The sequence below is a fragment of the Psychrobacter pygoscelis genome (assembly GCF_004335015.1).
In the GTDB taxonomy this organism is placed as follows: Bacteria; Pseudomonadota; Gammaproteobacteria; order Pseudomonadales; family Moraxellaceae; genus Psychrobacter; species Psychrobacter pygoscelis.
This window is the reverse complement of sequence record NZ_RQRU01000001.1, coordinates 897604-921096: the sequence shown is the minus strand read 5'-3', so window position 1 is coordinate 921096 and position 23493 is coordinate 897604. Positions and strand designations below refer to the sequence as shown.

Sequence of the window (23493 nt, the reverse complement as noted above, 5' to 3'; positions counted from 1 at the left end):
TATATAACGTTTGATGACTACAAGAGACTTTGCATTAAGGCGCTTTGATACAGCAGCTTAGCGCGAGCACCCGTACCACAAAATAGCATGATAGGCTTGGGAAGCGCATGGTAGTGCTGGGCGAAGCTCTCGATGGTTTGCAAACTTAGGCGTTCGCAATCAAAGGGCAGATAGATGTAGTCCAAATCAGCCGCAATCGCCGCACGTTGTAAGGCTTGGCTCTCTGGCTGATTTTCGGTTTCCGCCTCAGGACGAATGTTAATCAGCGAGCGGTAGCCCAACTCAGCAAGCTTAGCGCATTGTGCCGGATAGATTTGCTTATAGATAGTAATGTTGTCGTTCATATAGTGACAATTATTCAGAGTGATTAAAGATAAGTCCTATAATAACGACTATCGCCGCATTTCACCATTGTCGTTATGACTATTTACAATTATTCGATAAATTAAAAGTTTAAGGTATTAAATGGTAATACCAATTCGCCTAGCTGTCTTGCTCTGCGAGTGTCTCCACCGCCGCCATCGTGCTCATAAACACCCGTCCTGATAGCCTTTGAATAATGGCGGTATGCTCAATGATATCCATGACTGGCCCTTTGATAAAGCTAAAATGCAAGCGTTTGTCTTGCGCCATTAGCTCCTCGTTGAGGGTGATGAGCATCTCTTGCGCGGTCAAATCAATATGATTGACTGCTGCCATAATGAGCACTAGCTCAGTGGCATCTGGATAGCGTTCAATCGCCGTCTGAATCTGCCGATGTACCGACTCGCTATTACCAAAAAACAAACTCTCATCGACGCGCATAATCAGTAAATTGTGATAAGTGGTGACGTCATGGCGGTTGATATTGCGAAAGTGACCAGTGTTTGCGAGCTGACCGACCACAGCTATATGCGGCTGGCTCGACTGCCAGATTAGCCCTGCAAATGAAGTAATTAGTCCAATGACCAGCCCAGTATTTAGCCCAAAGGCCAATACACCAATGAAGGCCGCGGCGAAGCTAATGGCGTCTAAGCGGTCGGTGCGCCAAGCCGACTTAAAGGTAGCCACATCGACCAGACTGACGATAGAGGCCATAATCATCGCCCCAAGCAGCGCATAGGGTAGTGGTGCGATGACATCTCCTAGCACTAGCAGCGCAGCGATCATCACGCCGACTGTAACGAGACTAGCAAGCGGCGACTTGGCACCAGAATCGACATTAATAGCAGTGCGTGAAAAGCCACCTGCTACCGGAAAGCTCTGAAAAAAGCCACCGGCTAAGTTGGCCAATCCTAAGCCTCGAAGCTCATCATCAGCATTGAAGCGCTCACCGCGCTGGCGGGCGTAAGTACTGGCGACTGAGCTACTAGAGACAAAAGCAATAAGCGCCATTAAGGCGGCGGTAGGCAGTAATTGCAGCATGTCTTGGACAGAAGGCAGCGGCGAGGGTAGCGGTAATTGAAATGCGGGCAGGCCACTTGGTACATCACCAATAGTGTGAATACCAAGTGTGGTCCAGCTCCCTAGCGTACTGGCGATAATAGCGACTATAACCAGTACTAACGGAAACAAGCGTCCGGCCCAGACCGCAGCTGATTTTGGTAGCCAGCTCTCCCATAGCCAACGGCTGCCATAGCGATTTAACAAAAACAACAGTAGAGAGGCCACGCCCACTAATAAGGTTGGCAGGTTGACCGTTGCTAAATGCTGCTCTAGTGACTCTAGATACTGTAATAGCGTGTTGCCCGAGACCTTGGCTCCTGTCAAATATTTGAGTTGGCTGACAAATATTAATATTGCCGCTCCGCTGACAAAGCCTGCTGAAACGCCGCGACTGATAAACTGCACCACCCAGCCAAGCTTCAGGCGTCCAGCGAGCCACAGCATAGCGCCCACCATAAGTGCAAGCGAGCTAGCCATCAGGGCGTACTTTGCTACACCGTCATCGCTATAACCATGAAGACTACTGGCCGTCATTATGGCGGTGATCGCCACAGGCCCTACGGCTTGAACATTGCTTGAGCCTACCCACGCATATACCAGAACAGGCACTATCGCTGCATAAAGACCATATACTGGCGGTAGACCGGCAAGTACAGCATAGCCCAAGCTCTGTGGAATGACCAGTACGCCAACGACCAGTCCCGCTATAACATCGGCAGGAAGGTTAGAAGGGCTATAAGAGCATACCCATTCTGGGATTAGCTTATTGACTACTGGTTGTCTTGGTGTCGCTTGCTTGGCTGTCACCGTTGCCCCTTAGCGGTTCATGGTCGTCAGACCCAATATTATTTTTACTTCATAAGCTCTATTGGCCCTTTGCGCACGGGCAGAATAAAGACTATGATTCATAAGCGCCTAACAGTTATTAACGAGTGTTTAAAAGATATATCCCGACTGAGTTGAAATTTAACGTTTGGATACAATATACATAATTATATTATATAATTATGTATATTAAATTTTATTTCGAATGATGAGGCAATTATGGATGTTTATTCCTTTTTACACAATGACTCCGAGACTTATACCCACGTCTTAGTAGATGCTAATAGTCGGCAGTGTGCGGTCATTGATCCTGTCCTCGACTTCGATGAAAAAGCTGGTCACACCAGTACGAACAGTATTGATGAGGTTATTGACTTTGTACGTGAGCATGGCTGGCAGACGGTATATATTATAGAGACCCACGCGCATGCTGATCATCTTTCTGCTGCGCCGCATGTTAAAGAGGCGCTTGGCGGTAAGCTGGTTATCGGTAAATACATCACTAAAGTACAAAAGATATTTAAAGCGGTCTTTAACTTTGATACTACCTTTAAAGCTGATGCCAGTCAGTTCGATATCTTGACAGAAGAGGGGACAAACCTGATGCTAGGTGACATTATCATTACCGCAATGCATGTCCCAGGCCATACGCCAGCAGATATGGCTTATGTTGCTCAATCAAGCTCGACTGATTCAGGCGCAAAGACTGCTGTCTTCGTAGGTGACACGCTATTCGCTCCTGATGTGGGGACGGCGCGTTGTGACTTCCCAGGTGGCGATGCGGCGACACTCTATCAGTCTATTCACAAGCTATTGGCACTACCTGATGACACGATGATGTACCTGTGTCATGACTATCCATGCGAGGGACGCAAGCACTGTCCAACCACGACGGTGAAAGCGCAAAAGATGAGCAATATCCATGTCAAAGAAGGCATTACTGAGAGCGAGTTTGTACAGATGCGTGAGCGCCGAGATGCCACGCTCTCGATGCCCAAGCTAATTATCCCTGCGGTTCAGGTCAATATTGATGCAGGCAACTTACCTGCGCCAGAAGCCAATGGCGTGCGCTATCTAAAAGTACCGCTGAACCATTTAACGTAGGACACGCCCTAGGTTGATTTTGAATTTATCTTCTAAATTTATAGTCGGAGTTAATAATGAGCGATACCTCAGTAGAGTCCTTACATCTTGTCTGTTCGCAGTGCCAAGCTACCAATCGAATCCCAGCATCAAGACTGAGTGAGCAGCCCACTTGTGGCAAATGTCGGCAGTCGCTATTAACTGGCGCACCTATTGACCTTACTGCGCAAACTGCTAGCAAGGTTATCCAAAAAAACGAGGTACTGACCATCGTAGATTTTTGGGCCAGCTGGTGTCAGCCGTGCTTGATGATGGCGCCGCAATTTGCGACGGCAGCCAGTCAGCTGCCGCAAGTGGTCTTTGCCAAGCTACAAACGGATAAGTTTGAGCAAGCCGCTGCACCTTTTGACATTCGCAGCTTGCCAACGATGGTGGCCTTTAAAAATGGCAAAGAAATAGCGCGGCAGTCTGGTGCTCTTCGTAGCAGTCAGATAGTGCAGTGGATACAAAGTTTGCCGCGATAGCTTGTGAGTTAACAAGCGCTTATCTTTAGTGAGAACCACAAAAAAAGCTGATCACAATCGTGGGTCAGCTTTTTCGTTCAGCTATTGAATAAATCGTGCATCTATTCACCAAACACTTTTAGCCCATTGGCAAAGCTGCATTGCTTAAGACGTGCAGACTGGATTACCGCATCGCGCTCACCGTAGAGGCGAGACAGCTTAGCATCGCGGGCCTTAGTATTGTTGCTTTTGCCCACGCCAAAGGTAATGTTGGGCGAGATGCCCCAGCGACCCGCTGATACCCCAATGCCGACTCCCGTTGCTGCTAATGTAGATTGCTGCTTTTTGGTCTGCTCGATATAGGTATCAATGCGCTTATATTCCTGCGAAAGGCCTGAGCAGTCGTAGCCTTGGTAATGATTTGGTGGAATATACTGCGGACTTACATTACCCGTGCTAGCACATCCTGCAAATAGCAGGGAGCTTATAGCGAAGGTAAGTATAGTGAATGAGCGAGAGGGGATAGGGCGCATAATGACTCCAAGACAATCAGACAACTTTTATTGACTAACTAACTTTTATTGACTAACTAACTATAACACAGGCCCATAAGGACAGCACGAACGTATCAGCACTGATGCATAAAGAACTGACGTCCAAAGAGCAACTGACCTTTGAGGAGGGATAAATAATGGTCTAAATAAAATTGTCTGGCTTAATGACGGCTAAAGTAATAATGCCGACATAAGCGATAGCCGCGATAAACATACCGGCTTTAGACTGAGCAGGGGTGGCAGTCGCTCGAAAGGCCTTGATACTAGCACTAATGGCGGCAATCAACAGAACAATCTTCGCGAATGCCCACTGCACTGGTGCATTGACAGACATCAGCTGCATTAGCATCCAGCCACCTGTCAGGATGACCAACGCATAGCTAATATGGGTAATAATCTTAACAGGCTTCTTAATAGGCTGGCGTGGCGGCATTACCGTGTAGCACTGGTAGATAAATAAACTGATGATGACTAATACCATCAATAAATGTAAGTGTTTCATTAACAATCCTTAGCTGGCAATCGAAGTAAACACTAAGACGATGCGGGCTGAATGATATCTCACTTGCTCAAATAAATAACCGCAAAGTGATGAGGAAGGTCAGGGTATAGCTCGTCTACATCCTTAGCAACCATGAGTAAGTTATTAATGGCTATTGGTTTTTACCAGCGCATTGCGGGCTATCAGGAGCAGCATCTATAGAAGACCACTCACTTGGCGTATAGGCATGAATGGCTAAGGCGTGAATAGTGCCACCTTGACTGGTGAGTAACGGGGCTGCCGCTGCGTAAACGAGCTGATGGCGCATGACAGGACGCTTACCTGTAAAGGCTTCACTGACAATGGTCAGCTTAAAGTGGCTCTCTTTACCATCAAAGTAGCCAGCATGATTCATAGACTCATTCACTAAATCTAGGTGAGCCGGCTGCAATTCTTGCAAGTATTGGCTTAGCTGATCTGCCGTAGTCATAGTCTCTCCTTATCCCCTTAAATAGGGCTTCTCGAACCCCTTGATACCCAGAACAAAAAACAACCAGTAACCTAAACTAATGGCTTCTGGCTGCTTTTAATAGCAGCGTTCGACAACACTGCTAGCATAGTATAAGAACTATAAAGCCTAGCTTACTTAATGGCGATTTTGTTGATATAGCGGCATTACCCTTGGCATTAAGGCTTGCAGTTTAGCAATACGGTTGCTACTGCTAGGGTGAGTGCTCAGAAATTGCGGTGGCTCGCCTTTGCTGGCTTGTTGCATCTTGTGCCATAGACTAACAGCGGCTTGTGGATTGTAGCCTGCACGCGCCATCAGCTCCAGACCGATCTGATCGGCCTCACTCTCTTGGGTACGGCTGTGCGGACGGCTAAGCCCTAAATCACCGGCGACACCTGCAAGCTGCGCTTGACCTTGAGATAGTCCAAAGACACTAGCGGCAATGCCAATACCTGTCTGCGTAGCGACTTCGCGCGAGAGTCGCTCGCGTGAGTGCTCACGTAGTGCATGCGCCATCTCGTGGCCCATAATAGCGGCAATCTCATCATCGGTAAGATTTAGACGGTCAATAATACCGGTATAAAACATCACTTTACCGCCTGGCATAACAAAGGCGTTCAATGATTTTGATTTAATAGTATGTACTTCCCAGTTCCAGCGCGCAGCGTCAGGACGATACACGCTGACTTGATTAACTAGATTATTGGCGATACGCTTCAGCCTAGCCAACTGGGCGGGATTGGTGTCGAGTAACCTGCGCTGTTTTGCTTCAGCGATGCTTTTATTATAGCTTTGCGCTGACATCTGCTGCACTTGCTCACTGGAGATTAGCAACAGCTGCTGACGGTCCACCCCCACAGCGCCAGCGCTTGTAGTACTAGCACAGCCAGATAATCCAGTAGCGGTCATAGCAGTAATACTTACCGCTAAGACGGTTTTTGAAAGTAATTTATGCATTCAAGACCTCATAATGTGATAAATGTTTAATGACCTCTATATAGCAGATACTGTCGACTGGTTGAGTCCAAGTACTACTGTAAGTTAACTCGCATCATCCGCTCATTTTTAGCTGGTTTCAGTATAGTAATTTTATATCAATAAAACCACTTGAACGCCTGCATGGACACTAAAAATACACGATTACTTGAGGTCGATAGCCCCTTCAACAGCAAAAATATAGATAATTATTAAAAAAATAGAAAAAAAAGATTGACAGGCCGCAAAAAATTGCTAAAATAGCCCACCTAACGACGACAACCACTATTCAGTATTATGAAGTTTTAATAGGTTGTCTGACAACAATGCGGGATTAGCTCAGTGGTAGAGCACAACCTTGCCAAGGTTGGGGTCGAGAGTTCGAATCTCTTATCCCGCTCCAAATTCGCTTTGAAATATAAGCATTAAAAAAGCCTCACTTATTAGTGGGGCTTTTTTTTACTCTAAAATTAGGGGTTTGAAAGAACTTTCATTAATATAAAAAATATTGTGAACAGCAGTTTTGCCTAACATACCGAGCTTGAGCAAAACGTGACAAATTCCAAGCACCCCGACTATGAAAATGACACCAACCTAACTTTGAATAGAGTTTTGCTCTTTACTACTTAATAACCTAACAACTTAACATAGTATTTAGTCACAATTTTCTCCTTTATTAACACTTTCCAACTTTCAATTACTCATCTTAATTCTATACATATCCGAGAGAATTCCTTGCCTATTTTTAAGTTAGATCAGTGCTTTACTCTTTTGAATTCATAGTAATTAATCTACTTATTATCTACAGCTAATTCCTCTATCTCATCATTGAGGGAGGCTAAAGAAACCCTAGAGTAAAACTTGGTAAGCTAATAACTTGATAAGGAGTTTACTATGACAAAGAAACAATCACATTGCACAGCAGAGCTTAAAGCCTAGTAGCATAACTGCCGTCACTGACAGACAAAGTAGGGTAAAGATACCCATCGCCATAAACAGCTGCTTACAGAGGCCAAGGTAAAAGACACCGATAAGCGCGGTTATGACCAAGGTACAGCAGACAGACAGCGGCATCCCTATATCCCATATCGAGGACACTTATAAAGACAGTGGGCCGCAGAGCCAATGGCTTTTTTTATTCACAGGGTTTTGAGGGTTTAGCGCATATTCGGAGAGCCACTGCTCAAGAGAGCGTCTGGTTTTGATGCAGTGCGGATTAGACTAACCTCTTTGTCAGTATTGACTACTATATAGTCGGGCGAAAATAAAAGAGAGAGCACTAAGTTCAAGTGCGATACTGGTACAAATTTTTCTAGCTAATTGTGTCTACGTTGATAGAGGCTAAAAAAATTCATCCCAGTATTACTGTATTCTTTTTATAGTAAATTTACTATCGCTATAGTTAGCCGCTCACTAGAAGCTTGTAAAGCAAAACCAAAGTCACGGCTTTAGTATATGGCCTTAGCCCTGTTAATGTAGCTAAGGGACAGTAGGCGCTGGTTTAAGGTATACGCATTAAAACATTAAGGAGTTTTACCTCAAGCAAGCTTACCTTTGGCCAGTTGCTCACTGCGATGCCATTCATAAAGACCGATAAAAGCATTGATTTGATAGACCATGGTCTGAATGGCGAAGATATAGTTGCCGGTCATTAGATTGACAATTAGCCAGACGAAGTTTACAGCGATCCAAATCCACCAGTTAAACGAATAGCGTAAAATCATGGTGGCTTGTGCGGTAATTGACAACACAAAGGCCAAGACGTTGATCCAATAAAAATCAATCATACCTAGGAACTGACTGCCATCATCTTCGACGACATTATAGCCTTTTTGCGCCAGCCAATCGTTCACGATTGGAAATAGCGCTAAGCCTAAGGCAATAAAGGCTATTGTCAGTATCCAGATCCATTTGCTAGCGGACTTTGGCACCATGTCGCCATCGGGGTCGGTATTCTTCGACCAGTAGAATATACCGTAGACGTGGGTAAAAAAGTTAAATAACGGTGCTAACATAAGGCCCACAGCGCCAGAAGTCGCTTGAACAACGACTTCGCCTGCGGTAGCAGCCATGCCAAGGCCATTGCCCATGACATTCTTGCGAAAAGACAGCGATACTACGCAAATCAAGCCAACTAATGACACCCCTAAATAGAACCAATCTAGAGCCTGGTGCTCGGTAAACTTCCAAAATCCAAGCGATAACGCCAGTACTCCGCAAATAAACCAGCCGATGATCCACTGCATCGACCATTTACCCGTAATGTTATCTAATAATTGAATTCGCATCTGTGCCTCTAAGTTTCGCCAATAGAACTAAACCAACAAAATTAAGTCGATAATAGCAAATTAAAGGACCATTCACGCATATTAATATAGGTGAAGGGCTATTTTGAATAAATATGTTGGTCAATGTAGTGGATAGCCGCCTGATACCTTGCTTCATAGTTAGGGTCGGTAATGCGAAAAGACGTAATGTCATGCCGCGCGAATATCTCAGTGAGTCTGGCCTCAAAGCGATCACGCGAGGATGTACTGCCCAAAGAGCGCATACCATCGGCGACCCAAGGGGTGTTATTGGCCAAAAATAAGGTATGATCAAGGCGAAGCTCATCAATGCAGGCGGCCACAAACGGATGGGTACGGCCCTCATACTCTTCACAAAATGCTTGTGTTGTGACAAAGTCGGTATCGACCAAAGTAAGGGGAGCGGGTGCGCGGTATTTCGCCACACGGATAGCCTCGGCATGGTCGAGGGCGATGGGTGCGTAGTCGCTATATTGCAGGCCGACTTCTGAGCCGCCCAAATCTGTACCGACATATAAGCGGCCCATCTCTAAAGCAAAGCTAGCGCCATAGTAGTTGGCGAGCTTATGCACCAAAGTCGTCTTACCAGAGCTTTCGCCGCCGACGATAGCGACGGTCTTGGTATAACTGCCCCGCGCTTCTGGATGGATGGCTTGCCAGTGGGCGACGGGGTCAAGAGCGATATCCGTTGAGTGATAGTCTGGTTGCTCAGGGGTAGTGACGACGGATAAAGCCAACTGCTCACGCAGTGCTGGTCTCGCCAGTGGGTGGTTATCCGCGACGAATAATAGCGGTAGGTTAGATTTATTATCAGCATCCTCTAAGCTGTGAACCTCTTCAACGATAGCCAGCTGCTTGAGTAGCAGTCGCAATTTGGCATTGGTCTTGTGGATATCAATGGTTGCTGAATCGAAGTTATCATGGATGGGCAGCTTAATCTCATCAGTCGTATGAATGTGAATAAAGGGTAGGCTGGCACAAGCCATCTGTAACCAACGAGCTTTGTCCTGCAAAGTTACCTTATAATTGGGGTTAGGGCTAGGGTGTGTGGTGATAATCACATGTAAGGTACTCACTTGACCTGCCGCATGTAAAATACTGCGCATATGACCTAAGTGCAACGGCTCAAAATGGCCGATCATGACTCCTGAAGCGTTCATAAGATATCCTCAAATTAACTAGCGAAGGTATGGTAAAAGGTATAAGTAGCTGATATTAGACCGACAATTATCTGCTTTGTCTATAAGTCTCTAGCTAAATTTAAACGGCAGCTCAAAATAGCAATTTGCCCCTATCTAACTTTCTAAAAATAATCCAGTAACAATTATTTCTATGAAACATTTTGAAATATTTACGTTAAATCAAGAGCTTATACCTAGAGAGGATAGGTTGATGTAAGCTTCTTTAGCAAATATTCACAAACTAATTCTAAATACCCTACAGTCAAGCTAACTATTAATGTCTATAATACTTAGCTATAAAAGACATGTCATCAATGCTTAGTGATTGGTGCGTTAGGTACTATGGCTAGTGTTGTATCACTCGATTTGACAGTCATTTTTAGTTAGGTTGGTAATGACAACGACTTAATGTTGACCTATATATGCTTTAACTCTTATGAATAATCTTGGTAAAGTTTAGGTTAGTTAAACTTTATAATAGGTTGAGAGTCATGAGTCGAAATATGATGCTAGGTAAACGGCACTAAGATGACAATGAGACTAAGCGTCAATATTAATATTAACTGTGTCAGTAAATGTTAAATTTAATGCTGTTTAATTGAGCTATTTAGGCAATAAATTTAGCTATTTATTAGCTAGTAAATAGCTAGCCTATTCAACTTGTTGTTGAAGTTGGCAAGAAGATAATTTTAATAAGGAGCAGGTAGTGGCTAAGCTGGTTAAGTTACATCGATCTCGTCAGCATCGTATGATTGCTGGAGTGATGGGCGGTATTGCTGAGTATTTAGGCTGGTCTCCTATGCTGACTCGAATCTTATTCGTTATTATCTCCACAGCAAGCGTCGCAGTACCAGGAATACTGGTCTATATTATCCTATGGCTGGTGATGCCTAACGCGACGGCGGCCTCTTACCGCTAGGGGATTGACGCTAGTGTCAGTTGACTGATGACAGTCATACCCCATTCATGATAATACTTCTAAATGTTGTTTTCCTCCTGCCTAGATGGCCTTCCGTCTAGGTATTTTTTTGTCTATCGTGGGTCAAGCTATGGATAAAATCATGGTTTTTTAGTAAGGTGAGCACAGAAATGAGTGCTTACGACAGCACTCGACAATTTTTGCCGTTTTATTCTTAAGACAATTCTACAGTGACGACGTTATGACTTTTCAACAGCTTATTTTAACTTTGCAATCTTATTGGGCAGATAAAGGCTGCGTGGTACTGCAACCTTATGATATGGAGATGGGTGCGGGAACCTTTCACACGGCGACCTTTTTACGCTCATTAGGGCCTGAAATCTGGAATGCCGCCTATGTGCAGCCGTCACGCAGGCCAACTGATGGCCGCTATGGCGATAACCCCAATCGCCTGCAGCATTATTATCAGTTTCAGGTCGTCCTCAAGCCCAATCCGCCTAATATCCAAGAGCTGTACCTTGACTCGTTAAAGGCCATTGGTGTCGATCCACTGACCCATGATGTGCGCTTTGTTGAAGACAACTGGGAGTCGCCAACTCTTGGGGCTTGGGGGCTGGGCTGGGAAGTCTGGCTCAACGGTATGGAAGTCACTCAGTTTACCTATTTTCAGCAAGTCGGTGGTATAGAATGCTTCCCTGTCACTGGCGAGATCACTTATGGTCTAGAGCGCCTAGCCATGTATATCCAAGGCGTCGATAGCGTCTATGATCTGGTCTGGACTGACGGTCCGTTCGGTACGGTAACCTACGGCGATGTGTTCCATCAAAACGAAGTCGAGCAGTCGACTTATAACTTCGAACACGCCGATGTGCCTAAGATGTTTGAGCTGTTTGACTTTTATGAGCAGCAAGCGGACAAATTGGCCGAAGCCGGTCTACCACTGCCAGCCTACGAGATGGTACTCAAGGCCTCACATACTTTTAACTTGCTAGATGCTCGCGGTGCTATCTCGGTGACTGAACGTCAGCGCTTTATTCTGCGTGTGCGGACGCTAGCACGCAAAGTTGCTCAGAAGTATGTCGAAGCGCGCGCGAAGTTAGGCTTCCCACTCGCAGATGACGCCCATAAAGAAGCCGCGTTAAATAAATATTTGCCCAAAGAAGCAGCTGCGGATGAAGCTGATCCTCAGGACAAGTAAGTAATTGAATTGGCTTAAGTTAGTGCTCTGAGTAGTTATTAATAAGGGACGCTCATTGCTAATAATTCAGGGTGCTAATCATCAGGCCAGATCATGGCCAGCTAAAGATAGCCGTTAAGAGAAGCAATATGAATGAAAAAGAAACCATCGCCTTGGTTCATTTGAATGCCAAGCTTCGTCCAGAAGATCAAGGCGAGCTAGAAGACGCTTTTCTTGAAGTGGCCCAAGAGTTGAATATCAATGCTGAGATAATAGGTGGCGGCAGTCTTGTAGATGATAACGGCGAGAGTGTCGAGAGTGTGATTGAGATTGCTTTGGCCGAGTGTAATGATGGCAATATCGATTACCTTACCGACCATATTATTGCCTTCTTTGAAGCGACGCTAGCACCCAAAGGCTCTAGCTTATTTGTGTTTGATCAGGTTGGCAAAGCGGACGCAGCTGGTAAGGATGACGCCCATCAAGGTGACTTAGCTGATATTCAAAGTAATCCGCCTCAAGCTGATGAAAACCTAATAAGCGAAGTAGAAAAAGTAGGTCGTCAAATTCCTTTCGGTCACCAAGAAGGCTTGGCGCTTTACTTAAATGGTAGAGATTTACCGATGAAGACTTATAAAAAGTATAACATCAAACATGTCTTTGATAAGTGTAATAGCTTACTTAAAGGCATAGGTATGGTGAATAGCTATTGGGAAGGCAATTCGGAAACGGCCCTTTATATGTATGGCAATAGCTATGAGCAAATGGTCAAGCGCATTGAGCCATTTGTCAGTACTTATCCGCTGTGTGCTAAGTCGAGAATGGTGAAGATTGCTTAGTTTATTTCATGTCGAACCTCAGCCTAGACTAGAGCTTGTTGGTAATAGCCTGCTTAATGGCCAGTTGATTTTGCTATAATTTATCCTATTTACCTTATTCATTAGTGCCAAAACTTTTAAAACGAATTCATAATCAGAGACAATCATGACCACCATTTTATTTGAACTTGGCTGCGAAGAGCTGCCACCAAAAAGTCTAAAGCCACTCCGTGATTCACTCCAGTCAAGCGTAGAGAGTCAGCTTAAAGAGGCTGATATCGCTTATGACTCGCTAAAAGCCTTTGCTGCGCCGCGCCGCTTGGCAATTCAGATTGAAGGTATTGCGGACAAGCAGCCAGACCGAACTGAGCAAAAGCGTGGCCCTGCTATCAAGGCCGCTTTTGACGCTGACGGTAATCCTACTCGCGCTGCTGAAGGTTTCGCCAAGGGTCTTGGCATTGATGTCAGTGAGCTGACGACTATTAAGACAGATAAAGGCGATTACATCGGTTATGAGCAAACCATTATTGGTCAGCCAGTCACTGAGCTACTGCCTGAAATTTTTCAAAATGCTCTAGACAAGCTGCCGATTGCTAAACGTATGCGCTCAGGCGCTAGCCGCGAAGAGTTTGTTCGTCCTGTTCAGTGGGTCGTACTCATGCAAGATGACCACGTTATTGAGTCTACTATTCAAGGGTTATCAAGCAATAATCAATCACGCGGTCATCGCTTCCACGCTCCTGATTTTATGACGATTGCCCATGCAGCGGATTATGAAAAAACCTTAGAGGAAGCCAAAGTCGTCGCTGATTTTGATAAGCGTCAAGCACTAATTAGCGAGCGAGTAGCGGCGCTAGCTAGTGAGGTGAATGCGACGCCTATTATTCCACAGGACTTACTTGATGAAGTGACAGCTTTGGTTGATCTGCCAGTAGCGCTGCGCGCCAGCTTTGAAGAGCGATTCCTTCAAGTCCCGCAAGAAGCGCTCATCAAGACCATGCAAGCCGACCAGAAATATTTCTGTCTAACAGACGCTGATGGCAAGCTACAGCCGTACTTTATCTTTATCAGTAATATCGAGTCCAAAGATCCACAGCAAGTGATCTATGGTAATGAGAAAGTGGTGCGACCGCGCTTAGCCGATGCTGAGTTTTTCTTCTTACAAGACCAAAAGCAGCCGCTATTTACCTTAACTGAGAATCTCAAAACCCGCGTCTTCCAAGACCAGCTGGGAACAATTTGGGAGAAGTCAGAACGCGTCGCTAAGCTTGCCGCTTATATTGCGGCCTTGATGAAAGAGCAAGGCCAAGATATCGACGTTGCTGAAACCACGCGCGCGGCCATATTGTCCAAAGCTGATCTGGCCAGTACGTTAGTCGGTGAGTTCCCAGAGCTACAGGGTATCGCAGGCACCTATTATGCGCGTCTTAATGGTGAGCCTGAGGCAGTTGCTGCGGCTATCGAAGAGCAGTATCTGCCTAAGTTCAGCGGTGATAAATTACCGAGCACTCCGATTGGTATTTGCTTGGCCTTAGCCGATCGCCTTGATACATTGGTCGGTATCTTCGGTATTGATCAAGCGCCTACTGGCTCAAAAGACCCGTTTAGTTTACGCCGTTCGGCAATCGGGGTATTAAGAATCCTAATCGAAAAAGAGCTACCGATTAATCTTGTCAGCTTAGTTGAGCAAGCAATCCGAAACTACAATACTGACGGTGAGGGTAAGCTGGCTAAGCTTGGCGAGACCTTTACCAAGGTCATCGACTTTATCAACTCGCGCTACCGTGCCATGTATACTGAGCAAGGCGTCAGCGTCGATACCATTCAAGCAGTGCAAGCGATCAATCCGCACATGCCGCTCGACTTTGATCAGCGCATTCGTGCGGTGACAGACTTCCGCACCTTGCCGCAAGCTGCAACTTTGGCGGAGATTAACAAGCGCGTTGCTAATATCCTAGCCAAGTCTGAAGGTGATGTGGCTGAATCAGTAGATGCTGGCTTATTAACAGAAGATGCTGAAAAGGCGCTGCATGAGGCGGTGACTAAAGCTCAAAATACCGTCGCACCAATGCAGGAGCATGCCGATTATAAGGGCATTTTGCAAACGCTCACACAGCTTGAGACGCCATTGACTAACTTCTTTGATCACGTCATGGTCAATAGCGATGATGCCAGCCTCAAGGCCAACCGCTTGGCGCTACTTAAGCAAGTTCGTGAGTTATTCTTACTGGTTGCCGATGTGGGTGAGCTACAGGCCTAAGTTACCGCTTAGGGAGTAAATTAGATTGCTTAGGGCGAGTAGACTCAATGTCTTTTGCGCGTCCTTTAGACTCTTTTAGTCTTTAATTAATATTACTTCCCTTTATTTAGCCTTATCTCCTTCATATTATGAAAAGCGCTTATCTTTGATAGGCGCTTTTTTATTGATAGCTGCTTTTGAATTATTTTCAAGTCACGCTTATTACCTCCATCCATCCCGCCTTGTTAGGTGTCTGCTACTATTTAGCACTCTATTATTAATATCAATTTAACTTATCTAATTTTACTGATAATGGGTATATTCTAGGCTGATAATAGAGATTGGGTAAAAAATATTTATTGGCTTTGAGTAGTAAAGGGTTGACTGGGAAACGAATATTGCTGATTTATAACCTTAAAGTTACAAAGTATTAAAACGGTCATAAATTATTCACTTTAATTTAACAATGCCATGTTAAAACTAAGCTGTTGCCTGAAGTTTATAGATTTCATAATCATAATTAATTAGGATGAGCTTGTGAAAATATTAATCCCCAAAGCGCTATGTTTAGCGATGACATTATGCGCTATCAATGCCGTTGCCTCAGTACTTCCTTCTTATCAAACCTCCGATCAGTGGTTCGTCGATGCCAAAGATGTCGTCGAGCAGCGAAACAATCTAGTCGCAGATACTAACAAAGCTAAGAATGTCATCTTGTTTGTCGGTGATGGTATGGGCGTCTCAACCATGACCGCCGCGCGAATCTTGCAAGGCCAGATGAGAGGCGAGACGGGGGAGGAGAACTTTTTAAGCTTTGAGCGCTTCCCTTATACAGGCCTTGTTAAAACTTATAATACCAACCAGCAAACGCCAGATTCAGCCGGTACTATGACGGCGATGGCGACAGGCATCAAGACCAAAGCGGGCGTGCTAAACATTGCTCCGAATGGCCTACGCGGCGATTGCGATAGTAGCAAAGGTTTTGAGCTGACCACTATTTTTGAATATGCCGAAGCCCAAGGTCTATCCACAGGTGTGGTCTCAACGGCCCGTATTACCCATGCAACGCCAGCGGCGACTTTTGCCAAGACCCCTGAGCGCAACTGGGAGAGCGATGACAAGCTAACCGATGAAGCCAAAGCAGCAGGGTGTACCGATATTGCCACGCAGTTTGTAGAGTTTGGCAAAGGTGATGGTATCGATGTCGCTTTCGGTGGTGGTCGCCGTCATTTCCTTCCTAAAGATGTCACTGATATTGAAGGCAAAGCAGGTAAGCGTACTGACGGCGTGAACCTTACCGAAAAATGGCAAGAGAAGACGCAAGGCACTTACGTCGAAGATAAAGCAGGCTTTGACAGCATTCCTGCTGATGCCACCAAGGTACTGGGGCTGTTTAACGCCTCACACATGCGGTATGAGTCCGACCGCGCCAACGATGTCGCGGGCGAGCCGTCACTCACAGAGATGACTACCAAGGCTATCGATATTCTCAATAAACGCGGCGACAAAGGCTATGTCTTAGTCGTGGAGTCGGGGCGGATTGATCATGCGCACCATGCAGGCAATGCTTATAACGCGCTAAAAGATACACTTGAATATGCCAATGCGATTAATGCAGCCAAAGAGCTGGCAGGTGATGACACCTTAATCATGGTGACAGCGGATCATGGTCACGTGTTTACCATGGCAGGCTATGCAGTACGTGGCAATCCCATTTTAGGTAAAGTGGTGGGAACGGATAGGAGCGGCAACCCCAAATCAGAGCTTACTTTAGCCCGAGACGAGCTTCCCTACACGACATTAGGCTATACCAACGGCCTAGGGTTTAGAAACCTTGGTAGTGAAACCAATGCTGATGCCAGCTACGCTGATGAGCCAATCACAGGCCGTCATGATTTAACTGCTATTGATACGACCCTGCCAGGGTTTCACCAAGAAGCTCTCATCCCATTAGGCTCTGAGACGCACTCAGGAGAGGATATCTCGGTACATGCGGTAGGGCCGGGCGCCGCTTATGTCCAAGGAGTCATCGAGCAAAACTCAATCTTCCACATTATCAATAAAGCCCTCGGACTTAACGCTGAATAATCGGCTATTACGGAGTATATAAAGATGAAAAAGTCAATTTTAGCGTTAAGTATCCTGATCATCGGTTCAACGGCGCTTACTGCTTGTTGGGACGATGATGACAGTAGCGCAAATGATGATCAAGACAACACTGCCTTAGAGGCCAAAGCCAATTTAAAAGGCGAGAGTAAAGCTTGGTTTGAAGCGGGTCAAGTGGCGGTAGCGAATAATAGCGAAGAGCTGGAGAAGATTGTAAAGGAGACCGGCGCTGCTAAGAATATCATTTTGTTTGTTGGTGATGGTATGGGTGTATCGACCGTCACGGCTGCACGTATCTTAGATGGTCAGCAAAAAGGTATGATGGGGGAGGAGAATTTATTGTCTTTTGAAAAGATGCCTTATACTGGTCTGATCAAAACCTATAACACCAACCAACAAGTGCCTGACTCTGCTGGTACTATGACGGCGATGATGACAGGTGTCAAAACCAAAGCTGGGGTTATCAACATTAATGATAACAGCGATCGTGGGACTTGTGGCGGCGCAAAAGGTCAACGAGGCAAAGAGCTGGTGACGGCGCTGGAGCTGGCATCAATGGCAGGCAAGTCTACCGGCATTGTCTCTACTGCAAGACTTACCCATGCCACCCCGGCTGCCACTTATGCTAAGACGTCAGAGCGCGGTTGGGAGAGTAACGATAAACTCAATGACGAGGCACGTAAAAACGGCTGTAAAGATATCGCCACTCAGTTTGTAGAGTCTCCCTATATTGATGTCGCCTTTGCTGGTGGTCGTCGTCACTTTATTCCAAAAACGATGGAAGATTTAGAGGGTAAATCTGGCAAACGTACCGATGGCAAAAATCTGGTAGAGCAGTGGAAGGCAGCCACCAGCGGTGTGTATGTCGAAGATCAGGCTGGATTCAATGCCATTGCTGATGACGCGACCAAGGTTTTGGGATTGTTCAACTCCTCGCACATGGAGTATGAGGTCAATCGTCAAAAGGACAAAGCAGGTGAGCCGTCACTTACGGAGATGACGACCAAATCTATTGATCTGCTAAGCAACAATGATAAGGGTTATTTCCTAATGGTAGAGGCGGGCCGAATAGACCATGGCCATCATGGCGGTAGTGCCTATAAAGCGTTAAATGATACCATTGAGCTGTCCGAAGCCGTGGCCGCGGCAATGGAAAAGACATCAGCTGAAGATACCTTAATCATCGTCACCGCGGATCACAGCCATGTGTTTACCATCGCCGGTTATCCCACTCGAGGCAACCCAATCTTAGGTAAAGTCATCGGTAATAATGCTAATGGTGTAGCAGAATCTACGCCCACACTGGCCAAAGATGATATGCCTTACACGACATTGGGCTATGCCAATGGTCAAGGTGTTGGCATGGGGGATAAAGAGCTTGAGATAAATGATGGTGGCCGTGCAAATCTAGCAAATATCGATACTACTGACCCTGATTTTTATCAAGAAGCATTAGTGCCCACTAGTTCAGAGACGCATGCGGGTGAAGATGTCGGTGTGTATGCTCGTGGTCCTGGCGCACATCTGTTAAAAGGCACGAGCGAGCAAAACGTGATCTTCCATGTGATGAATCACGCGGCTAACTTGGTTGCTCAAGCAGAAGCGGCGAGTAAGTAGCAAAATTTAAATTACATTGGGAATCACCATACTAAAGGTCTGGTTTATCTCAGTTGTTTTATCTAAGACAGCCTTAAAGTAATGTCAACGCCCAAGATTCATGACTGAGTCTTGGGCATTTACTATCTGGCTTATGAAATTATAATAAATAAAGTGTGCTATGATTGACGGCTATCTACTTAACCGCTCTAGTCTGTCTGGGATGACGACAGCTTGTAGGGAAATACTGAACCCCAACAAGGGCACAACTCACCTTGAGGTAGCACCTTTAACTATAGACGTGTTGCCCTTGATACAGCGCTATAAGAATCTTCTACAGCTAGGAGTCTTATGATAGATAGGCCGAGTCACCTCACCTAATTTTTAATATAAAGCGTTAAGGAGTTCATGTTGTTTGCTCTTATCACCACCCTTATCATTATCTGGATAGTGATGTGGTTGTTCTACAAGTTTATGTACCCCAAGCCGCCTACACATTATTACCCTCAAGAAGGTGATGTGTTAACCCCGCGCCAATGTGATTTTTGCGGTCATGATTTGGAGGAGTATCGCGGTGTGTTAGAAAGCAAACCACAAGGTGACGGGGAGTGGTTTTTCTGTAATTATGAGCATCAAGCTGATTTTCATGCTGGCAAGACTTATCAGTCGCCACATTAAGGTCTGTTTATGCCTTTAAATAGGCAGCGGGCAGCGGCTATTTTTAGCCATCTTCTTTATTACTCATTTAGCCGGTTATACTAGACTGAACAAAAAGGCTGTGATTGAAGTACAGCCTTTTGCTATTAATGCGGCTTGCCTGTTACTCAATAAACCATAAGTAATAAATGACAAATACTCAGTATCAACGCTAGTTAGGGCTAGCTGACAATAGACTGTGCCTCTTTGATAATCTTATTCAATAGTGCATCTGCCTCTTGACTCAGCTGGCGCTGACTGTTGCTAGACTCTTGATGGGCATTGATTTGCTCGTATAGGTTCAAACAGCATAAGACCAGTAGGTTTTCTTGATTGAGGTGCGGCGCATCTTGCTTAATACCTAGTACGAAGTTGTTAATGTAGTAGACAGCGCGGCGCAGCTCCTCTTCTTCATTGGCTGGGCAATTGATAGGGTAGTTTTTGCCGGCAATGACAATATTGACCTTTTTCGTAGCTTCAGGTTTGGCTGTCTTAGTTAGCTCAGATGAGGTGGTTGTCTCGTTGAACGAAGATGAGCTAGTGGCTTGATTCTCACTTTCGCCGTGGGTTGTCTCTTTGGTGGCGGTGATATTTTCAGTGGACTGAGAGTCTGACATAAGAAATCCTACAAGTAACGAATATGATGGTTGTGAGTGCGCGTAGATATGGCGTGGTCGAGAAGAGGAGTTGCTGATTAGTGAAGCTTACTCTTCTATCTGGTCAATTTGCGTCAGCCGCTGCATGACGATCTCAGTACGCTCTGCGGCAATACAGTTTTTCTCATGCAGTTGGTCATTTTGATGAGCGAGCTTAGCATTTTGCTCTTTTAACGCTTTATTTTGCGCTTCTAAGGCGTCTAGCTGTTGTTGCAGCTTGTCTTGCTCTTCACCGATAAGATGATGGGCTTCGGCCAGTGACTGATAGCGGCGATCAAGCTCATTTAGGTTGCTTTTTAGCGAGTCACGCTCTTTAGTAGCGGCTGCAAGTTTAGACGTTAATGCATCGATTTGACTGGGGTCTACTTGAGGTTTGTTTTTTAGATTAGCTAGCTCTTCAGTCTTTTGCTGGTACTGCTTACGGATTTGTATAAGGGTACTCTCTAGCGTCTTTAGTTGGTCAATCATAATGAGTTATTTACCTTGTTTTTGATTTTATGCCCTGTCGTTATTATCAGGGCATATGCTTTAATAATGCCACAGGTGCCCGCATAATATCTATACTTATGATAGTAAGACATTAATTCCCTTTTTGCCAACCCCAGCTATCAGACTATAATGTAGGGTAGAACGCCATAATTAGGACAATACTATGAACGATAATATTTCAGGCTGGAATGATTGGAGCGCCGCTTTTGAAAACTGGAGTGACGTCAGTATTAGTGAGCTGCATGGTCTTATGAGCGGTCTTATGACGGCTTGCGAGCCACCTGATGAGGACGGCTGGGCTCAAGTATTGAGCGAGCTTAGCTTTGCACCTTTGGATGAGGCTGCGCTAAGCCTACTTACTGAAGAGGCAGAGGATACCGTATTTCAGCTCAAAGACAAAGATGATGCTTATGCCTATATGCCCTTGGTACCTGATGATGAACATGACTTGTACGAGCGGGTAATAGCGCTGAAACACTGGGCTAATGGCTTTATGACAGGCTTTGGTATTTCCGACTGCCGTTTGAATCCAGAAGAAAATGAGCTACTGAGTACCTTGTCGCAGATCGGCGGTATTCGCATTGAGCCTGACGATGAGTTTGAAGGTGGTGAGGAGTCTTATCTACATTTATATGAGTTCGCCCGTATGGTACCTGTGAGTCTAGCAGTGCGTAAGCGCAAACCCATTAGCGAGCTGGCGCTAATCTCAGGCCTACCTGTGGATGCCAAGACTGCTCAAGAGTTACAAGCAGAAGGTCATACGCCAAAGCCTATGCCACCGGTCATTGACGCAATGAATAAGAACAATCCATCTTAAATTTTGCAGATATTTTGATCATTGTAAAAAGGCTCTTTTAGACCATCTGAAAGGGCTTTTTTTGGACCACTGTAAAGGAATCACTATGATAACGGACCAAGACATGCCACATCTGCGCCGCTGTATTGAATTAGCGAAAGAGGCACTAGATGCGGGCGATGAGCCATTTGGTAGTGTGCTCGTCGATGCCGAAGCTCAAGTCTGCTACGAAGATAGAAATCGTATTAACTCCAAAGAGGCCACTTATCATCCTGAGATTGCTGTAGCGCGCTGGGCCGCGCAAAATATGTCTGCTCAAGCACGGCGCGACGCGACCGTCTATACGTCAGGAGAGCACTGTCCGATGTGCGCGGCCGCTCATGCCTGGGCGGGTCTGGGCCGTATTGTCTATGTCAGCTCATCTGCACAACTGGCACAGTGGCTGAAGGACTGGGGAATAGCAGACTCTCCCGTCACTATGTTACCAATTAATGCCATTGCCCCCGATGTCCCAGTGGAAGGTCTTGTAGCAAAGCTTGATGAGGAAGTTAGGCAGTTGCATGACGCCTTTCATCATGACCTGTAACTGTTTATTCGTAAGCATCTCGCAAGCTCAAACGATGATATGCCATAATGGTAATTAATAGCAGCTAATAGCATAGTCAACGATTATTAAACGCCATCTATTACACGTCAATTTATAACAGCCATTCAATAAGCGCCAAATAGGATCAATATGAGCCCTCAAATAGAGTATGACCCTCGTGAACTATCTTCGTCCTATTCTGTCACTGCCCAGTCTGACGCCATTGAGGATGTCGATTTAAGTCCGACCACTTCCCTAAAGGGTTATCCTACGACCAGTATCGATTGGCTTAAGCGTCTTATTGGCTATGATACGGTGAGCCGGCTCTCAAATTTGGCACTTATTAACGACATTCGGACTTATTGTGAGCAGTTAGGGTTGACACCGTACCTGACCTTTAATGAAGAGCAAAGCAAGGCCAACTTATTTGTGACCGTGCCTGCAGGAGAGGAGCAGGATATGCAATCTGGGGGTATTGTGCTCTCGGGTCATACCGATGTCGTGCCAGTGGATGGTCAAGAGTGGTCATCAGATCCATTTATAGCGCAGATTCGTGGTGACAATCTTTATGGCCGCGGCGCTTGTGATATGAAGGGCTTTATTGCTTGCGCCTTGAGTGCATTGCCTGAAGCCGCTCGTCTCGCAACGGCAGGTCAGCTGGCACAGCCACTACATTTGGCTTTGTCCTTTGACGAAGAGATTGGCTGCCTTGGCGCGCCGCTACTGCTCGCTGATTTAGCGGCGCGTGGCATTAAGCCAGACTACTGTATCGTGGGTGAGCCGACCTTAATGACGATGGTTAGCGCGCATAAGGGAATATCAGTATACCGCTGCCGCGTGCATGGTAAGTCGGTACATTCTTCGCTGACACCGCAGGGAGTCAATGCCATTAGTTATGCCAGTCGCCTGATTGGTTATGTCGATGAGCTAGCCCAGCAGCTAAGCGAACGTGCGGACAGTGATGAGCAGTTTGACGTACCGTATTCTACCTTGTCCGTCGGTACCATCTCAGGAGGTAGCGCGACCAATATCGTGCCCAATCTGTGTGAGTTCACCTTTGATTATCGTAATCTACCGCATATGAAGCATGCGGATATCTTAGCGCCGATTCAGGATTATATTGCTACGCTACAATTACAGATGCAAGCTATCGACCCGAATACAGGTATAGAGCTGATTCAAGAAGAGAATGTTCCAGCGATGACAGATAGTGATAGTGTAGCACTGCGAGAGCTGGTCGAAGGCTTGGTGGTACAAAAAGGCTGTCATAAGGTGGCTTATGCTACGGAAGGTGGACAATTTACCAATGCCGGAATTCCTACTGTGATTTGTGGCCCTGGTAGTATTGAGCAGGCGCATAAAGCCAATGAATACGTGGCGCTTGAGCAGTTGGCACAGTGTGATGCGTTTCTGAGGAAGTTGCTGCAAAGTCTGAGCAAGGGATAAAGCGCTAAAGAACAGGCTAGGAAGCAAAAAGAAGCTATCTATTTGAGGAGTTATCTATTCAGGGTCACCTACTCAAAATACTAAGCACTCAGTATAAATTCAGGTAAGATTAGTATTTAAAAGCC

Annotated in this window: 23 protein-coding genes and 1 tRNA gene; 13 read left to right on the top strand and 11 right to left on the bottom strand. The window is 45.7% G+C overall.

Annotated features, from left to right (window positions below; translation table 11 throughout):
• Nucleotides 1–17 precede the first annotated feature (17 nt).
• Both EGV92_RS03625 and EGV92_RS03620 read right to left on the bottom strand, forming a co-directional pair.
• Nucleotides 18–344, bottom strand: a complete 327-nt coding sequence (locus EGV92_RS03625) for a protein tyrosine phosphatase family protein (protein ID WP_131667825.1) — start codon at nt 342–344, stop codon at nt 18–20.
• Between the two features lie 139 nt (nt 345–483).
• Nucleotides 484–2232, bottom strand: a complete 1749-nt coding sequence (locus EGV92_RS03620) for a SulP family inorganic anion transporter (protein ID WP_131667824.1) — start codon at nt 2230–2232, stop codon at nt 484–486.
• A 237-nt stretch (nt 2233–2469) separates the two neighbouring features.
• On the opposite strand from EGV92_RS03620, the gene EGV92_RS03615 reads away from it, so the two are divergent.
• Nucleotides 2470–3354, top strand: coding sequence for an MBL fold metallo-hydrolase (locus tag EGV92_RS03615; protein ID WP_131667823.1), 885 nt, complete (start codon nt 2470–2472; stop codon nt 3352–3354).
• Between the two features lie 56 nt (nt 3355–3410).
• A complete protein-coding gene (gene trxC, locus EGV92_RS03610) occupies nt 3411–3857 on the top strand; it encodes a thioredoxin TrxC (RefSeq protein ID WP_131667822.1) in 447 nt (148 codons plus the stop codon).
• Between the two features lie 101 nt (nt 3858–3958).
• On the opposite strand, the gene EGV92_RS03605 is transcribed toward trxC, so the two are convergent.
• The 4 genes from EGV92_RS03605 to EGV92_RS03590 form a co-directional block, all read right to left on the bottom strand.
• Entirely contained in the window at nt 3959–4369 is a 411-nt protein-coding gene (locus EGV92_RS03605; protein WP_131667821.1) for a hypothetical protein, read from the bottom strand.
• Nucleotides 4370–4532: 163 nt separating this feature from the next.
• On the bottom strand, nt 4533–4892 hold the full coding sequence (locus EGV92_RS03600; protein ID WP_131667820.1) for a SirB2 family protein: 360 nt from the start codon (nt 4890–4892) through the stop codon (nt 4533–4535).
• Nucleotides 4893–5043: 151 nt separating this feature from the next.
• Nucleotides 5044–5361 (bottom strand): BolA family protein, encoded by a 318-nt coding sequence (locus tag EGV92_RS03595; RefSeq protein WP_131667819.1) that lies wholly within the window; start codon nt 5359–5361, stop codon nt 5044–5046.
• Between the two features lie 156 nt (nt 5362–5517).
• A complete protein-coding gene (locus EGV92_RS03590) occupies nt 5518–6339 on the bottom strand; it encodes a M48 family metallopeptidase (RefSeq protein ID WP_131667818.1) in 822 nt (273 codons plus the stop codon).
• 346 nt (nt 6340–6685) lie between these two features.
• Between EGV92_RS03590 and EGV92_RS03585 the strand changes: the two genes are divergently transcribed.
• Nucleotides 6686–6760 (top strand) — tRNA-Gly (locus EGV92_RS03585).
• A gap of 506 nt (nt 6761–7266) precedes the next feature.
• Here EGV92_RS03585 and EGV92_RS13880 read toward each other — a convergent pair.
• The 3 genes from EGV92_RS13880 to nadR all read right to left on the bottom strand — a co-directional run bounded on the left by EGV92_RS13880 (nt 7267) and on the right by nadR (nt 9823).
• A complete protein-coding gene (locus EGV92_RS13880) occupies nt 7267–7431 on the bottom strand; it encodes a hypothetical protein (protein ID WP_165525554.1) in 165 nt (54 codons plus the stop codon).
• A 464-nt stretch (nt 7432–7895) separates the two neighbouring features.
• Nucleotides 7896–8645: a nicotinamide riboside transporter PnuC gene (pnuC, locus tag EGV92_RS03580; RefSeq protein ID WP_131667817.1), complete on the bottom strand. Its 750-nt coding sequence runs from the start codon at nt 8643–8645 to the stop codon at nt 7896–7898.
• Nucleotides 8646–8743: 98 nt separating this feature from the next.
• The gene (nadR, locus tag EGV92_RS03575; RefSeq protein WP_131667816.1) at nt 8744–9823 is read right to left on the bottom strand and encodes a multifunctional transcriptional regulator/nicotinamide-nucleotide adenylyltransferase/ribosylnicotinamide kinase NadR; all 1080 of its coding nucleotides are present in this window, start codon (nt 9821–9823) and stop codon (nt 8744–8746) included.
• 727 nt (nt 9824–10550) lie between these two features.
• Here nadR and EGV92_RS03570 point away from each other — a divergent pair.
• The 7 genes from EGV92_RS03570 to EGV92_RS03540 all read left to right on the top strand — a co-directional run bounded on the left by EGV92_RS03570 (nt 10551) and on the right by EGV92_RS03540 (nt 19377).
• Entirely contained in the window at nt 10551–10763 is a 213-nt protein-coding gene (locus EGV92_RS03570) for a PspC domain-containing protein (protein WP_131667815.1), read from the top strand.
• Nucleotides 10764–11004: 241 nt separating this feature from the next.
• A complete protein-coding gene (gene glyQ, locus EGV92_RS03565; RefSeq protein ID WP_131667814.1) occupies nt 11005–11961 on the top strand; it encodes a glycine--tRNA ligase subunit alpha in 957 nt (318 codons plus the stop codon).
• Nucleotides 11962–12089: 128 nt separating this feature from the next.
• A complete protein-coding gene (locus EGV92_RS03560) occupies nt 12090–12779 on the top strand; it encodes a hypothetical protein (protein ID WP_131667813.1) in 690 nt (229 codons plus the stop codon).
• Between the two features lie 145 nt (nt 12780–12924).
• Nucleotides 12925–15018 carry a glycine--tRNA ligase subunit beta gene (gene glyS, locus EGV92_RS03555; protein ID WP_131667812.1) on the top strand — a complete coding sequence of 698 codons (2094 nt, stop codon included), beginning with the start codon at nt 12925–12927 and terminating at the stop codon, nt 15016–15018.
• A gap of 516 nt (nt 15019–15534) precedes the next feature.
• Nucleotides 15535–17085 carry an alkaline phosphatase gene (locus EGV92_RS03550; RefSeq protein WP_242678585.1) on the top strand — a complete coding sequence of 517 codons (1551 nt, stop codon included), beginning with the start codon at nt 15535–15537 and terminating at the stop codon, nt 17083–17085.
• A 24-nt stretch (nt 17086–17109) separates the two neighbouring features.
• Nucleotides 17110–18720 carry an alkaline phosphatase family protein gene (locus EGV92_RS03545; protein WP_131667811.1) on the top strand — a complete coding sequence of 537 codons (1611 nt, stop codon included), beginning with the start codon at nt 17110–17112 and terminating at the stop codon, nt 18718–18720.
• 390 nt (nt 18721–19110) lie between these two features.
• Nucleotides 19111–19377 (top strand): hypothetical protein, encoded by a 267-nt coding sequence (locus tag EGV92_RS03540; RefSeq protein ID WP_131668095.1) that lies wholly within the window; start codon nt 19111–19113, stop codon nt 19375–19377.
• 200 nt (nt 19378–19577) lie between these two features.
• Here the strand turns inward: EGV92_RS03540 and EGV92_RS03535 are convergent, their stop codons facing one another.
• Both EGV92_RS03535 and EGV92_RS03530 read right to left on the bottom strand, forming a co-directional pair.
• Nucleotides 19578–20012 carry a cell division protein ZapA gene (locus EGV92_RS03535; RefSeq protein ID WP_131667810.1) on the bottom strand — a complete coding sequence of 145 codons (435 nt, stop codon included), beginning with the start codon at nt 20010–20012 and terminating at the stop codon, nt 19578–19580.
• Nucleotides 20013–20099: 87 nt separating this feature from the next.
• Nucleotides 20100–20519, bottom strand: coding sequence for a hypothetical protein (locus EGV92_RS03530; RefSeq protein ID WP_131667809.1), 420 nt, complete (start codon nt 20517–20519; stop codon nt 20100–20102).
• A 184-nt stretch (nt 20520–20703) separates the two neighbouring features.
• On the opposite strand from EGV92_RS03530, the gene EGV92_RS03525 reads away from it, so the two are divergent.
• The 3 genes from EGV92_RS03525 to argE all read left to right on the top strand — a co-directional run bounded on the left by EGV92_RS03525 (nt 20704) and on the right by argE (nt 23368).
• Entirely contained in the window at nt 20704–21357 is a 654-nt protein-coding gene (locus tag EGV92_RS03525; RefSeq protein ID WP_131667808.1) for a UPF0149 family protein, read from the top strand.
• 85 nt (nt 21358–21442) lie between these two features.
• The gene (locus EGV92_RS03520) at nt 21443–21922 is read left to right on the top strand and encodes a nucleoside deaminase (RefSeq protein ID WP_131667807.1); all 480 of its coding nucleotides are present in this window, start codon (nt 21443–21445) and stop codon (nt 21920–21922) included.
• Between the two features lie 150 nt (nt 21923–22072).
• A complete protein-coding gene (argE, locus tag EGV92_RS03515) occupies nt 22073–23368 on the top strand; it encodes an acetylornithine deacetylase (protein WP_131667806.1) in 1296 nt (431 codons plus the stop codon).
• Nucleotides 23369–23493: the final 125 nt, after the last annotated feature.